Here is a 15,416-nt window from a genome sequence, read left to right as displayed (position 1 = left end):
TTCTCACCTAGCCTTTCTTGACCTCCTCTGGTTTGGTAGTCATCTTTTGATACAAGAGTGTATTCTTAGGAAATTGGTCTAGGAATGGGACAATGGTATTCCCAAAGAATAGTAGCCCCTCACCTGCATTAGAGTTTGTCACGTAATTGAGCTGATAAGGTGAAATTTTTAGCTTTCTAGCTAATATTTCTCTATCGCCAGAAGCCTGGTTTAACATCATGATAAAATCGGTGTTATCAAAAACATTTTCAATTTCTTTGCTTGCCAATAAATCCTTCACGTTCTGTGTTAATCCAGTTGGAATACCTCCCCACTTCCTAAACCTCTTCCAAATTTCAACAGAATACTGAGCTGTTTGTTCTTCCTTTAGTAGTAAGTGAAATTCATCTATATAATAGCGAGTTGACTTTTGGCTCTGCCTATTTTGTGAAACCTTGTTCCATACCTGGTCTTGAATAACTAACATACCAATCTTTTTCAATTGGGTACCTAACTCTTTAATATCGAAACATAAGAGGGACTTATTCAAGTCAACATTGGAACGATGATTGAAAACATTAAGGGAACCTGTCACATAAATTTCCATTTCAGTCGCTAATTTCCGGCCAACACTTTCCTCCTGTTTTAACAATAATTCATATAGGTCTTGTAAAATTGGCATATTCTCTGGTATCGGATTTTCAAAATAAGCTTCATAAATTTTTGGAAGACACCTATCGATAACTGACTTTTCTGCTGCAGTTAAACCAGAACCACCTACAACCAATTCAAGCATAGACATAATAAAATTCGCTTTATCCTTCAAAGGTGCATCCCCATCCCCATAGTTAAAGTTAATATCCAAGGGATTTAAGTAATCTTTTGATTTTGCGGATACATGAATAACCTCTCCACCAAATGCTTCAACTAAAGCACCATACTCTCCTTCCGGATCACAGATGAGAATATCATCATCAGTTACTAAGATAGCATTGGTGATTTCACGCTTTGCTGAGAATGATTTTCCAGACCCTGGCGTCCCCAAGATTAAACCATTGGGGTTCTTTAGTTTCTTTCTGTCTGCCATGATTAAGTTATGACTAATGGCATTTAGACCATAATAGATGGATGTACTAGAGGTCATGAATAATTCTTCAGTCGTAAACGGAATAAATACGGCCGTGCTTGAAGTTGTTAATTGCCGCTTTATTTTGATGCAATTCATTCCTAATGGTAGTGCTGATATTAAGCCCTGCTCCTGTTGGTAATCCAAACATTTCAGCATACAATTGTGGCGACTGCAGATGGTCGCCAACTGGGAGACTGCATTGTCCAGTTTAGCTTTTGACAATCCTTGGTTTAGAATGATAAACGAAACGAGAAACATCTTCTCGTCACGACTTTGTAAATCATTCAATAGGTGTTTCAAATCAGTACCGTAGGTCATCAAGTCTGAAGGAATAATATCTAAATCATAACCAGAACGATAAGCTTTCTTCTGCTCTTCCATCGTCATCCGTTGCACATCGGTGAACTTACGTTTGACTAACTTTATCGCATCAACTTGATCCAAGGCTTGAATATGCAATGATAGAACCATGTTCTCCTCTAGTGAAAGTAATTCAGTTAAGAATCTATCAGACAATTCTGATGCTAATATCTGCACATGACTAGTCTGACATAGGACATTATCCATTGAAAAATACTTCTTCTGAAAGTGAATTTTATCTGGTACGATTATAGAACGACAATCCCGATTTTCCAATTCATCAGGTAATGTAGATAAGTGCTCAGTCGGGTTCAAAATATGATGAAGTACAATCAAACGTTCAAAACCGTTTAATACAGTAGAACGAATTCCCATCCCTTTTAAATGAGATTGTAAGTCAATTTCTAGCCTTGATAATACAACCTTTGCTTGCCTATACGAATCCTCTTTTACACCAAAAACGATATACTTTGTCTGCCTTAATCCATTATTTCCTTTCTCCAATTGATTTTGAAGCATAGTCCTAAACTCACTTCGAATTTCCTCAAGTCCGTCATTTTTAATTGGGATTGTAATTGCATCAGCTAATTCTTCTAACCTTCCAAGTTGATTCGTAAAACAGAGTTGCAATCTGGTATTGTTATCAAAACTATTTAAAAATGAAGCAAACTGATTGAAGATGTAATCTCGTTGCTCTTCCAATGCTAGTTGGTAGTTGATGTCTTCAAAAGCAATCATTTTAGTAAAATAGCCATCAGTTAGTCGACAAATCCCATTCTCATACACTTTCTCAATAGGAATTGTATCTTCTACAGTAAAACATTTTTCACCTAATTCAAAAAATGATTTTATAGAAGCTACAAACGAATTTCCTTCCTGTTTTGCTGTTTCCTTTTGTATCTTTTTTAGTTGGGCCTGCTTCACTTCAAGAAATTCTTGTGCCTGTTTTCTTTTTCTTTCTGGTCTCATGTACCTCCTCCTTGAATTTGGCTTTATAAAGTGCTCTTTTATACCGCACACATGGCTGATAGTGTTGTTGTAAGAAAATATACTTTAGATAGATTTCACTCGTTAACCCATCTTTTTCATAAAAAGTTAAAAATAAAAATGGGAAAGCAAGAATAATAAAGACTAACATTGCCAAATCATTTCCAACACTTTCCCTAATTGATAAATAAACAGGCAGACTAACAAAGCCTGCCAATGAAAAACCAATTAACTGACGCTTGGTTAAATTAAATGCAATTTTAGTTTTTACCTTGGATAAATCCTTTGGAATTTGAACGTAGGCCATATACTCTCCTCTCTAGTGGGCATTCATAATCGACCTTGCAAGTGTACCAGTTTTCAACATCATGAATCCTAGCAGAACTGTATAACCTAAAATGGAAAAGACGGTCATATGAATATCCGTCATTTTTACACCTCTAAGTAATACCGCATAGATTCCAAAACAGATAACGAGGAACAAACCTTGCAGAGCCAAAGCGAACAGTCCACGTATGTAGTTATGTCCAAGTTGGCCCCACTCCCTATTGCCAAGTGTAGCAAATGGCAAGGCAGCAACCGAACTATAAGCATAAATTTCGAACATTCTTCCATAAGTGATGATAAGAATGATTAAGGAAATAATCTGTATCGTTAGCTTAACCGCTTGAAGTTCAAAAACAATACCAGCTAATTCACCAATATTCTTATCTTTTAAACTGTCAACCATTGCTGTAATCTGTTCGGATGATATAGATGTTTCGCCATGAATGACTCCTGTTGCTTGTCCAATCATGTGCTGTCCCATATCAAATGCTGCCATGGCAAATTCAAAAGCATGCGATACCAAGTATACTGCAACCCACATCTTAATGACATATTTGAAAAATTCAAACGTATCAACTTCTGCCATATTGTTCTTTTGCATCACTACTTGGATCAATTCTAAACATAATACAGCTGTAATTACCAAACCAGCTATTGGTAGTACGACACTATCATTGATGTGTTTGATAAAGGAAAACACTTCAGCATTGAACTGGCTTGGCGATTGACCGACCTGACCAGATACAAAGTCTAATTGATGATTCAAATCAGTAAACATACTTGTCAAAGTCCCTTTTATCATATCCAAAAGAATTTCTTGAATCATCTCTTCTAGTTTTCCGAATATATCAAACATAGCTCCTCCTATTGGATTAAATTAGCAAGCAGAGGAATTAGTTTTAAACCAATTAACACAATGCCACCACCTGCCATCAGTTGCTTGATACCCTGTGACTTAGCTCCTGGGTTATCGTTACCATAGCCTTCCATGAGGTTAATAACGCCCCAGGCACCTAAACCACCGCCAATTGCGATAACCAATGTTTTTAATACGTCCACTCCTTGTGTGAAAAAATCCATTACTCTTCCTCCATTTCATCTTGTTCAATTTTATTCATTGATTTAACAATAAAATTCTTGTATACCTTATCACCTTTGCGATTTTCTTTAAAGTAACCGAAAACATGGATAAGATCTCCCTTTTCAAATTCTTTTGCAATCTCTACCTTATCACCATAGGCAGAACAGTTAGTGTATTCCTTACCCTTTCCATATTTTTTAACAAGGGAGAAATTTACAACTGGGACAATTCCGTCCTCGGATTCAAAACTTGAAAACACAACATCTTTTACAAGATGAGCGTTAATATTTATCATTTCATGTTCCATAATTTTCCTCTTTCTATTTTTTCTTTACGTTTTGTGTATGTTGGTGGTGCCCTAATCCGCATAAGCAACCTCCTACAATTGAATAACCTTTGTATTCTCCGTCAGTTTGACTCCTCCTCTTTTCTTGAGATACTTTTCTATGTCAAACTTGTTTCTCTTATCAAAATCCTCTAATAATTTGTAATGCTTGTGCTTGGTAATATCATACTTATCTGAATAAAATGGCCGTGTACCACGAATCTCAAGAATACATTTTCCACCATCCATGACTTTTAACTCATCTCGTGACATTAGCTCCTTTCCTAGTTTCTGGTAATTCAGACCAAATGATTTCTGATTGGACCTAGTTTCACTTGTATTGTATAGATCGATTGTTTCTTTACCTAAATTCTCCGCTAATTCTTTCAGAGTAGTTCCTTCTTTGCCACCAAGAAATAACTCGGTATCACAGTTTCCGATAATTGTATCTGCATTATCTTTATAAATGGCTTTAAGTTGGGATTTTGCTTGAAGAATGATAGCAGCAGAAATTTCACGAGAACGAATGGTAGCAATCAACTTTTCAAACCGTGGAATTAAACCAATGTTGGCAAATTCATCTAATAGGCAACGTACATGTACTGGTAATCGACCCCCATAAACATCGTCCGCCTTGTCACAGAGTAAATTGAATAGTTGCGAGTACATAATGGAAACCACAAAGTTAAATGTGTCATCTGTATCTGAAATAATGACAAAGAGTGCCGTTTTTCGGTCACCAAGAGTATCCAATTCTAACTCATCATCACTCATCAATTCTCTCAACTCTTCAATGTCAAAAGGTGCTAGCCTTGCACCACAAGAAATCAAGATTGATTTTGCAGTTTTCCCAGCTGCTAACTTATACTTTTTGTACTGTTTAACAGCAAAATGATGAGGCTTTTTCCGTTCTAAAGCTAAGAATAGATAATCAATGGCATTCTTAAAATTCTCATCATCTTCACGCACCTCACTAGCATCCAACATTGCAAGTAAAGTATTAAAGTTTTGTTCTTCCTTAGGACTTTCATAGTAGATATAACCAATAAGTGCCGTGTAATAAAGTTTCTCAGCCTTGACCCAAAAATCTTCTCCAGCTTTTTCACCCTCACCCTTAGTATTTGCAATGATTGTCTGAACTAACTTGAGAATATCTTTCTCACTTTTCAAATATGCGAAAGGGTTGTATTTCATGGATTTATTGAAGTTGATAGTATTTAAGATTTTTATCTGATAACCATTGTTTTCTAACATCTTGCCACATTCTAGAACTATCGTTCCTTTTGGGTCAGTTACACAGTAACTAGAATGCATTTGCATAAGATTGGGTTTGACAAAAAATCTAGTCTTACCACTGCCTGAGCCACCTACCACCAGAATATTTTTATTTCTGGCAAACTTTGGGTTTGACGGTCGAGAATTCATAGTTAGCTTTTCGCTATTTGTCAACAAGATATTATTCTCAAAAATTGGGTCCTCATAAGGTTGAATATCTTTCCCATCTCCCCATCTTGCAGAACCATATTCAACTCCGTGTCTAAATTTTTTTGCATGACGCTTTTTGGAATATATCACTCCCCAAACGCTTATAGATAAACCTAAACCGAGAAGCAAATCATCAAAACTCGGAATGAATAACCAACTCATAGATTCAATTTCTAAAATTGCTTGAAATAGCCTATCTAATACATCACCCCCTTTAAAACTTCGGATATGGTGACCTAAACAGGTTCCAAGATAGAAAAAAAGAAGATAGGGAATTAAACTCTTAATAAGTGTTCGCCTATCTCCTATTGGAATACTATTTAGAATGTCAAGTTTAATTTGTTCGATTACTTCAATCCTATCACCTCCTATAATGACTGTTCCTGATGTTTTTGTTTGATTTTCGGTTTGATAATCTGTTCTCCAAGAGATTTTTGATACTGTTTGATTTTTTTCAAGGTTGATTGCTTGATTCTTGTTTTCTTTTCAGCTTTTTGAACTGCTTGTTTGAATGAGTGTTCTAAAATTGCTGTGTCTTTCGCTTGAAAAAATACTTCAAAGTTTTTGTTCTCTTTGTTTCTTAAAATGGAGAACCGAACACCATGTTTATTTAACTCCTTCTTTAACTCAAGTAATTCAGGCTGCTTCATAGGAATATTCTCTAGAGTTCCCTTGCCTACCAAATCTTTTAAAGGAACCTCTCCTTGTTCACTTTTTTGTGATAAATATTGTTTAACAGATAACTTTTTTGATTCAGCCTCCTTAGCCAATACTTTTAAAGCTGCTACTATCAATTTAGCTGATACCTTCGCCAGACGAAGATTTAATGTAACCAAACGATTTCCAACATCCTCATTTATCATCTGATTTCTTATCCTTCCACATTATCATTCCTATTGAGGTAACTAGGCACAGTAAACTGCTTACTATGACTAAAAGAGGATTTAGAACTGTCTCTCCAGTTTCTGGCAATTTTTCAGACACTATTTTCTTGTCAGAATTATCACTACCATTCGCCTGCGTTTGACTAATTTTCTCTTTTGATTTCACTGGATAGTCTGATACAGATCGATTGGGCTCTTGATATTTTGGTTTACCATTATCACCCTCTGTTACCTGTGGTAGGATTGGAGATTTTGAATTATCATCAGTCTCGTTTTTGTTCGGAGTTTGATTCTGTTTTTGCACCTTCTTTGTACCAACCAATATTATTTCTTTTACTGGTTCCAAAATGACTTCCTCTTCAATTTGGACGTCACCATTTTGAACACCTCTTAGGTAATTCGTAACGACAATCACTCTTTTCTGACCGTTTTTGCCTTCTTGAATAGTTTTCACAATACCTTCTTCAAGTGTGTCATCTATCTTTTTCTCCACTTCGAATTGAATATCAACCAATTTTTCAGAACTAGTGATAGATTCTATTGGTTTTGTTCCCACTTTAACCACTTCATCAACTGGTGCTCTTACAACACTTTCAGATATATTGATTGGGTCACCAACCTTCTCCCCCTTGTTTGTCTTGTAAGTTGTAACTAAATCTACAAGCCCTGGAACGCCATTTCTCACAATAATTCGCTCATCCTCATACAACGAATCATCTTCCTCAACAAGAACTCCAAATGGGGTTATTTCACTGTTTTTTTCAGTTGTCTCCCCTTCTGTTTTCTTAGTTCCAATTCTTACAACCTTATTTACTTTTATTTTTGTTTCAGTAGATTCTGAATTAAATGGTTCAGGATCTCTTACACCCTTAAACGTTTTATAGTGGTCATGGATAGTTACCTCACCGTTCTGACCCTCAGTAACAATTACAGCTTCACCTTCATACATATTTGGATCTGATTCTTCAATTACATCGAATGGTATAATCTCTGTTCTTGTTATTACTTGTTCATTTTCAATTTGTTTCGTCCCATACTGAATGATTTCGTCTACCGCTTCTTTATTTATGATAGTTTTCGTATCAAGCAATTTTTGTGTTCTAGTACCTTTTCTTGTTTCGAATGTTTCTTGAATTATTCTGATACCTTTACTACCTTTACTTACAATAACTTCTTCATCTTCATACATTTCTGAATTTTCTTGACGTATTACCTGGTAGTCAATTTCCTCTTTCCTTTCAACGGTCTCTCGGCCAACTACCTCATTCACAATGATTTGATAAGGGCTATTATCTTTGAGTATTATACTTGTTGGAGGTGTTGTGGAAAATACATATCCATTAGGTGGTGTCACTTCAAGTGTTACCTCATCACCTTTATTGCCGGTTATTGTATGTCCGTCACCAATTTTTTCTCCATCCTCTGTTACATACTCAATTTTCTTAGCAATTGTTTCAGGAATAACAGGAGTGTTTTCAACTTTTTCAACAACCTCAATATAGTTGTGATTAGAAGCATATAAATCAAATCCATGTAGGTTGCTTCCATCTCCAATCGACATAATCGCAAGTCGAGTTTTTAACGGATTGATTGTAGAGTTTTTCCATGAGTTGATTCTTCCACTCGTCTTGTATATTTTTCCGTCAATAATAAATTCAATATTCGAATTTACTTTTTGGTCGGTCACATTCAAATGCTGAACTTCCTCTTCAGTAAGTTCTTTCAAATGCTTAATAGATTTCCCTGTTTGTGGCTCTATTGAAAACTCACTGTTTAAAACTAAGAAATATTTTTTAGTAGCTGATTTCAACCCCTTTAGTCTACCATCAATGATGTTAGTTGATAACTCCTTGTCACCAACCTGCACTTTTAAATAGCCTGCATTTGATTTCTGATATGCTGAAGCCATTTCATAGTATTGTGGAGTCTGAAAAAATCCTGTGACTAATTGACCATTTGTATCTAGTACATTGTCTGCTTCTGTCAATTCAAAATACCCGTGATGAGAATTTCGAGTTGTTAGAAATGCATATGCAGTGTAAGAAAGGTTCCCGTATATATTATAAATATCTTGACCTAAATAACGGTTCAATTGATATTCAACCATTCCATAATCTAATAATGGAACTTCACGACCATCAATCTCTGCGATTAGCTTACCGAGTTTATCACGCTTAAAATCTGACAAAGTTTTAGGTTGTCCATTGACTAATAATTTGTATGGATAAGCTTCAGGAATACGAATAGCCTGATAATTCTCAGTAAGGCTCGAATGTGCCCCCTTAGCAATCTCCAAACTTGTATCTGTATAATCAACAACGAATTGATTCCCATTTAGAGTACCCCAATCTTTACTACTCCCATCTACATCATTTCGATGAGAAATTACTTCATTGGCATATACTGTAGATGAATTTACAGATGAAATTTGTGTAGAATTAAGACATATAAGTCCTATGGTAAGAGAAACCAGTCCAATAGTTAATTTACGTAGACAAAATTTACATTTTTTTGAAATCATAAGTTATTTCCTCCAAAATCTTGTTTCACTTGGTTTGAATAATAGGCACCAATAGTCTGAGGTGCATTAAAAGCTGTTGTTAAAATATAAGCTCGGATATTTCGAATGTTTGTATCAACCTTTGATAAACATTCGCAGATGTAGTCAATATGATACATTGTCAGCTGTCTAAATCTATCTTTTACAAAGTCAATCGGCAATCGCATCTGATTGATTGAAATTGTTCCATCATGCTGATAAAACACATCAGCTATCACTGGTAAAACCTCATCCCATTCACATAATTTTTCTCGACAACCTGACTGTACTAATAATTCATACTGTACTTGTTTCTTTAATTTCTCAAGTTCATCCCCCTCTTCAATAGATTGATTGATATAAAATGCAGTATCATCTGTTGTATTATTTGTTGAATTATTTGGTAATGGTTGGTTCAAATTGATACTATGCATTGGGTCATTCTGACCTGATGCAGTAGAACTTTTTGAACGAGTGCATTGGGTCAAAATGAACTTTTCCATTGGGTCATTTTGACCCAATGCATTAGTTAATGTAGAATTTATTCCTTCATCCAATGCTTTCTCTGCAATTTGATTTCTTTTTATTTTTACCATTTCCTGTAATTCAAAAATTCTTTCTAAGTCCAATGAATACCACTTGGTTTTATCCCTTGGATCTTTATTGTAATTGGCAGTTAAAAGAAAACCTGCTTTTTCGAGTTTTGAAAAAGTCCTTTTAACTGTTTCATAACTAAGATATGAAAAATCGGACTCATGCCAAGCCCGAATCGAATTATATGTCCAATATCTACCATCGTGGAAATTTTTCCCATTTTGTTTATTTACTTCTAGCCAGAAATTTATTTGTTGGAGTACAATTGCTTCATTCAAACCTATTTCTCTGGCCAAGACAGGATTTGCGACAATTGGTCGCTCATCAAACAAGAGAGCATTCATAGACACCTCCTTTAAATATTCTTTAAAAAGAAAAGCAACCAGAGGAATTCTGATTGCTCGATAATCTAAATTATGACAAAACCCCACCACGCGAAATCGTGGTGGGGTTTGTGGTGGGGAATCAAGTGATTCCACACCATTTAAAATCTCCATAGAGGCTTTAAAAAGCCTAACTATTAGGATTCTCACCTCAAATATACTCTAATTTATTATTTAAGAGTAACTGAAGCGCCTGCTTCTTCCAATTTAGCTTTGATTTCTTCAGCTTGAGCTGTTGGAACACCTTCTTTAACAAGTGCTGGTGCACCGTCAACAAGTTCTTTAGCTTCTTTAAGACCAAGACCTGTGATTTCACGTACAACTTTGATAACGCCAACTTTTTTGTCGCCAGCAGATGTCAATTCAACGTCAAATGAGTCTTTAGCTTCTTCAGCAGCAGCACCAGCTGCAGCAACAGCTACAGGAGCAGCTGCAGTTACACCAAATTCTTCTTCGATAGCTTTAACAAGGTCGTTAAGCTCAAGGATAGTAGCTTCTTTAATTTCAGCAATAATGTTTTCAATGTTCAATGCCATTGTGATATTCCTCCAATTTAGGTTTTTTAAATAGTTTGTAGCACTAAGCAGCTACGCTCTGACGCATTAAGCAGCGTCTTCTTTTTCTGCAACAGCTTTGACAGCGTATGCAACGTTGCGAACTGGCGCTTGAAGTACAGAAAGCAACATAGAAAGCATGCCTTCGCGGTTTGGCAATGTAGCAAGTGCTTCGATTTCTTCCTTAGAAGAAACTTTACCTTCTACAGCTCCACCTTTGATTTCAAGAGCATCAGCAGTTTTCGCGAAATCGTAAATTGTTTTAGCTGGAGCAACTGCATCGTTTGAGAATGCAACCGCAGATGGACCTACAAACAATTCTGCAAGACCTTCAAGACCAGCTTGCTCAGCAGCACGACGCAAGATTGAGTTTTTGATAACTTTGTACTCAACTTCAGCACCACGCAAGTTACGACGGAGAACTGTATCTTGTTCTACTGTCAAACCACGAGCGTCTACAACAACGATAGATGTTGCAGCTTTCATTTGCTCAGCAACGGCATTTACTAATTCCGCTTTTTTAGCGATAATAGCTTCACTCATTTTTTTACCTCCGTTTTTATTTTTGGCTAGGCACAAAAAAATCGCACCTAAACCTAGACACGAAAGTACAAATACGTTTATCTCAATAATCGTTTTGTGCCTCGGTAGGATGTTTATGAGTCCAGCTCCCCTACTGTCTTAGGTCAGTTTTTTCAAACCTTATTTATCTTAACACAGTATTTTATAGAATGCAAGACTTTTCTCTTATTTTTTTAAAAAAATTCCCATACTTTGAAAAACAACTGCCATTCCCTTGAGAATAGCAGTCTTATCTTATTTAATTTTATCTTCCTCATAGTCACCATTCGGACAGACAACTTGTTTACCACCACCACGGACTTTTTTCTCAACGAGATAGTGGTCACATTTGGGACAGGCACGACCAACCGGCTTATCCCATGAAGTAAATTCACATTCTGGATAACGGTCACAACCATAAAATAAACGATTGCGTTTGCTCTTACGTTCAATGACCTGGCCTTGTTGACACACTGGGCAAGTCACGCCGATTTCTTTGGTAATTTGTTTGGTGTTGCGGCAATCAGGGAAATTACTACAAGCATAGAATTTTCCAAAACGACCTAGTTTAATAACCATTTCGTGTCCACAAACTTCACAATCAAATCCAGCTGGTTCATCTTTGATTTGGATTTTTTCCATCTGGTCTTCTGCTTTAGACAGTTCTACCTTAAATGGTTGGTAAAATCCATCGATGACCTTCTGCCACTGCTCTTTTCCGATCTCAACATCATCTAGTTTTTGCTCCATTTCAGCCGTAAACTTGACATTGACGATATCAGGGAAAAATTCGACAATGAGTTTGTTGACAATCTCACCAAGCTCAGTCGGTTCGAAACGCTTAGCAGCAAGCTTAACATAATAGCGTTTCTGAATGGTTTCAATGGTTGGAGCATAGGTTGACGGACGCCCTACACCATTTTCTTCCAAAGTCTTAATCAAAGTTGCTTCCGAATAGCGAGCAGGCGGCTGTGTAAAATGTTGTTCAGGATTTGTTGATGTGCGTACAACTGTATCGCCTTGCTCCATATCTGGCAACATCTTATTCTTATCAGAATCATTATAGACAGCCATATAACCATCAAATTTAACTTGGCTACCATTGGCAGCAAAAATCACTCCATTTTGACCTAGACGAACACTCATGGTATCAAAGACCGCTGCAGCCATCTGACTAGCCACAAAACGATTCCAAATCAAAGTATACAGACGAAGTTGATCCTTATCCAAATATTTGGCAATGGATTCCGGTGTCAATTGAACATTTGAAGGGCGAATGGCTTCGTGGGCATCTTGGGCACCTGTCGCATTTTTAACCTTGCTACCATGTTTGGAATACTTTTCTCCAAAACGTTCTGTGATAAACCCCGCTGCCTGAGCCTGAGCAACTGGACTGATACGGGTAGAATCCGTACGCATATAGGTAATCAAACCTTGGGTACCGCCTGTACCAAGACTAACCCCTTCATAAAGCTGTTGGGCAACCATCATGGTTTTACGGGTACGGAAGTTGATTTTATTAGCCGCATCCATCTGCATGGTCGAGGTTGTATAAGGTAGTGGGGCATTTCGCTTGCGTTCCTTACGCTCCACCTGTTCAACTAAGAAATCGTCACCCTTTAAGCGTCCTAAAATTTCTTTGACCTGCTCATTGTTTTCAGCCTTAACTTTTTTGCCATCTAGTCCATAGAAACTTGCTTGGAATTTCTTTGTCCCCTTTTTAAAGGTGGCATCAATTGTCCAATATTCCTCTGGTTTGAAATTGTTGATTTCATTTTCACGGTCAATGATGAGCTTGAGGGCAACGGATTGTACTCGCCCTGCTGACAAGCCTTTTTTGACTTTCTTCCAGAGAATGGGTGAAATCGAATATCCAACGATACGGTCTAAGACACGACGAGCCTGCTGGGCATCAACCAAGTCATGATTGATAGCGCGTGGTTCCTTGAAGGCATTTTTTACAGCATCCTTGGTGATTTCATTGAAAACAACCCGGTTTTTATCCTTTTCATCTAATCCTAAAATATGAGCCAGATGCCAAGAAATCGCTTCTCCTTCACGGTCCGGGTCACTTGCCAGGTAGACTTGCTTGGCATTTTTCGCCTCTTTCTTCAAAGAATTGATAAGCGGACCTTTACCACGGATATTGATATACTCTGGCGCATAGTCATTATCAAAGTCAATAGACATACTGGATTTTTTCAAATCACGAATGTGTCCGACTGAGGCAACAACCTTATAATTTTTACCAAGATACTTCTCGATGGTCTTTGCCTTTGCAGGCGACTCTACAATAACAAGATTTTTCTTACTTACTGTTTTTTTCTTACTAACTGATTTTGTAGCCATTCTATTTCCTTACAAATATGTTTAACCTCACAAAGAATATACTATTTTTCAGTCAGTGTCAAGATTTTTATTTTCCTATAGGAGAACTTATTTTATAATTGATAGTCTGAAAGGATATCCAAGCCTGATGTAATGCACTTTGCGCCTTCTTGAATCAAATGATGGCAACCATCTGATTTCCCATCCAAAATGGAACCAGGAATGGCATAGACTTCTCTTCCACCTTCCAAGGCACGTTCGCAGGTAATAAGGCTACCAGACCGCATTTTAGCTTCGCAAACTACCAATCCTTCCACCAAACCAGCTATAATGCGATTGCGTTCTGGAAAATGATATTTGAGAGGGTCTGCACCTGGTTCGTATTCAGTCAAAACTAAATGGTGTTTTCCGATGTAGGTCTGTAATTCTCTGTTTTCTTTGGGATAAATCTTATCCAAACCTGTTCCAATAACGGCAATGGTTTGTCCACCATTTTTCAGGCTAGCAATATGGGCAGCTGTATCAATTCCCCTTGCCAGACCACTAACAATGACAAAACGATTGCTCAATTCCTTGATAATTTTCTGAACAGACTGAATACCATTTTTGCTAGCATTTCGAGTACCAACAACTGCTAGCTTGGATTTTTCCAGCAATTCTAAATCCCCTTTGTAAAACAAAAGTACAGGTGGATTGTAAATTTGCTTCAATGCTAGTGGATAGACGTCATCCAAAATCGAAAAAGATGGAAACTTGTTAAATTCTTCCCGACAGGCTTTTACATCTAAATTCTTATAATTCTCCATGAAGAGAATGGGATTTTTACACTCGGATACCACTGCAATATTGCGTAGGGATAACTTTTTGCCAACTGTTTCCTGATAGGTTAAGACCTTGTTAATGTTGAGATTTGTCAAACCTGCTTTTTTCCATTTATACAATTCAAAATTATTCATTTTCTTCACCTCATTTAGTCTATTCGCAAGGCAAAGAAAAAATTCTCCCGAAGAAGAATTATTTTTTAGGTATTTCTTTGATAACACGCGCAGGATTGCCAGCCAAAACAACATTATCACCAAAAGACTTAGTCACGACAGAACCAGCACCAACAACGACATTGTTGCCCAAGGTCACCCCAGGTAAGATAATGGCTCCGCCCCCAGCCCAAAAATTATCACCAATGGTAATTGGAGCTCCATATTCCAAACCAGAATTCCGTTCATCAGGATCCAGTGGATGAAGAGGAGTTAGCAACTGTACATTGGGACCAAGCATGGCATTTTTGCCAATGGTGATAGGACAGACATCCAACATGGTACAGTTGAAATTAGCGTAAAAATCCTCTCCGACATGAATATTACTACCGTAGTCACAGTAGAAATTGGGCTCCATATATATACGCTCACCCGTACTCCCTAGCCAGATTTTCAATTGTTCCGAACGAACCTGACCATCTAATTCATCGTTAAATCGTTTCATATTTTGACGAGCTAAAATCCGCATCTGAACCAATTCTGGATCACCAGCCTGATAAAACTGACCTGTAATCATTTTTTCTCTTTCTGTCGACATACCCCTACTCCTATTTTTTAATGATTAGATTGATGGCTTGTGCAAGACGAGCCTCTTGTTCTTCAGGGTTTTCAGACGGATGAGCGATACAATCTTGGACCTTCTGAGCAATGACCATTCCCATCATACTATTGATGCTGGAACGAACAGCACTCAACTGAGTTACGATATCAATACATTCCTGGTCTTCTTCAATCATTTTCTGAATGCCACGGAGCTGACCTTCGGCCCGTTTCAAACGGTTAATCATCTTTTTCTTATCAGTATTCATACCCTATATGGTACTGCTTGCTTCACAAAATGTCAATTTTTAACCTTGACATCTTTC

Annotated in this window: 15 protein-coding genes and 1 other annotated feature; all 15 genes read right to left on the bottom strand. The window is 37.1% G+C overall.

The features are described from left to right. Window positions 1-7: 7 nt before the first annotated feature. Window positions 8-2,437, bottom strand: a complete 2,430-nt coding sequence (locus PW252_RS05430) for a VirB4-like conjugal transfer ATPase, CD1110 family (protein ID WP_248050332.1) — start codon at window positions 2,435-2,437, stop codon at window positions 8-10. Then, entirely contained in the window at window positions 2,394-2,762 is a 369-nt protein-coding gene (locus PW252_RS05425) for a PrgI family protein (RefSeq protein WP_023370251.1), read from the bottom strand. Before PW252_RS05425 ends, PW252_RS05430 begins: the two co-directional genes overlap by 44 nt. Window positions 2,763-2,774: 12 nt before the next feature. Then, a complete protein-coding gene (locus PW252_RS05420; RefSeq protein ID WP_248050335.1) occupies window positions 2,775-3,638 on the bottom strand; it encodes a VirB6/TrbL-like conjugal transfer protein, CD1112 family in 864 nt (287 codons plus the stop codon). An 8-nt stretch (window positions 3,639-3,646) separates the two neighbouring features. Next, window positions 3,647-3,862 carry a Maff2 family mobile element protein gene (locus PW252_RS05415; RefSeq protein WP_014637003.1) on the bottom strand — a complete coding sequence of 72 codons (216 nt, stop codon included), beginning with the start codon at window positions 3,860-3,862 and terminating at the stop codon, window positions 3,647-3,649. Beyond that, window positions 3,862-4,170 carry a single-stranded DNA-binding protein gene (locus PW252_RS05410; protein ID WP_014637004.1) on the bottom strand — a complete coding sequence of 103 codons (309 nt, stop codon included), beginning with the start codon at window positions 4,168-4,170 and terminating at the stop codon, window positions 3,862-3,864. Before PW252_RS05410 ends, PW252_RS05415 begins: the two co-directional genes overlap by 1 nt. Before the next feature lie 72 nt (window positions 4,171-4,242). Then, window positions 4,243-6,012: a VirD4-like conjugal transfer protein, CD1115 family gene (locus PW252_RS05405; RefSeq protein WP_398582955.1), complete on the bottom strand. Its 1,770-nt coding sequence runs from the start codon at window positions 6,010-6,012 to the stop codon at window positions 4,243-4,245. 29 nt (window positions 6,013-6,041) lie between these two features. Continuing rightward, window positions 6,042-6,536 carry a PcfB family protein gene (locus PW252_RS05400; RefSeq protein WP_024380860.1) on the bottom strand — a complete coding sequence of 165 codons (495 nt, stop codon included), beginning with the start codon at window positions 6,534-6,536 and terminating at the stop codon, window positions 6,042-6,044. After that, on the bottom strand, window positions 6,526-9,078 hold the full coding sequence (locus PW252_RS05395; protein WP_248050340.1) for a G5 domain-containing protein: 2,553 nt from the start codon (window positions 9,076-9,078) through the stop codon (window positions 6,526-6,528). The genes PW252_RS05400 and PW252_RS05395 overlap by 11 nt, the downstream gene beginning before the upstream one ends. Then, window positions 9,075-10,034 (bottom strand): DUF6017 domain-containing protein, encoded by a 960-nt coding sequence (locus PW252_RS05390; protein ID WP_316716855.1) that lies wholly within the window; start codon window positions 10,032-10,034, stop codon window positions 9,075-9,077. Before PW252_RS05390 ends, PW252_RS05395 begins: the two co-directional genes overlap by 4 nt. Window positions 10,035-10,243: 209 nt before the next feature. Then, on the bottom strand, window positions 10,244-10,609 hold the full coding sequence (gene rplL, locus PW252_RS05385; protein WP_105117900.1) for a 50S ribosomal protein L7/L12: 366 nt from the start codon (window positions 10,607-10,609) through the stop codon (window positions 10,244-10,246). Between the two features lie 66 nt (window positions 10,610-10,675). Further along, on the bottom strand, window positions 10,676-11,170 hold the full coding sequence (rplJ, locus tag PW252_RS05380) for a 50S ribosomal protein L10 (RefSeq protein ID WP_002936486.1): 495 nt from the start codon (window positions 11,168-11,170) through the stop codon (window positions 10,676-10,678). 26 nt (window positions 11,171-11,196) lie between these two features. Continuing rightward, window positions 11,197-11,331 (bottom strand) — a sequence feature (ribosomal protein L10 leader region). Window positions 11,332-11,443: 112 nt separating this feature from the next. Continuing rightward, window positions 11,444-13,537 (bottom strand): type I DNA topoisomerase, encoded by a 2,094-nt coding sequence (gene topA, locus PW252_RS05375; RefSeq protein WP_248050344.1) that lies wholly within the window; start codon window positions 13,535-13,537, stop codon window positions 11,444-11,446. 92 nt (window positions 13,538-13,629) lie between these two features. Beyond that, complete coding sequence (gene dprA, locus PW252_RS05370) at window positions 13,630-14,472, bottom strand: DNA-processing protein DprA (RefSeq protein ID WP_248050346.1); 843 nt, start codon at window positions 14,470-14,472, stop codon at window positions 13,630-13,632. Window positions 14,473-14,530: 58 nt separating this feature from the next. Then, on the bottom strand, window positions 14,531-15,088 hold the full coding sequence (locus PW252_RS05365) for a sugar O-acetyltransferase (RefSeq protein ID WP_248050348.1): 558 nt from the start codon (window positions 15,086-15,088) through the stop codon (window positions 14,531-14,533). Between the two features lie 10 nt (window positions 15,089-15,098). Further along, window positions 15,099-15,359, bottom strand: a complete 261-nt coding sequence (locus PW252_RS05360) for a metal-sensitive transcriptional regulator (RefSeq protein WP_023370330.1) — start codon at window positions 15,357-15,359, stop codon at window positions 15,099-15,101. Window positions 15,360-15,416 lie beyond the last annotated feature (57 nt).

Origin of the sequence: Streptococcus sp. 29887 (assembly GCF_032595075.1) — a bacterium.
In the GTDB taxonomy this organism is placed as follows: domain Bacteria; phylum Bacillota; class Bacilli; order Lactobacillales; family Streptococcaceae; genus Streptococcus; species Streptococcus iners.
The sequence above is the reverse complement of the archived record's forward strand: the minus strand, read 5'-3'. Positions and strand labels throughout refer to the sequence as shown.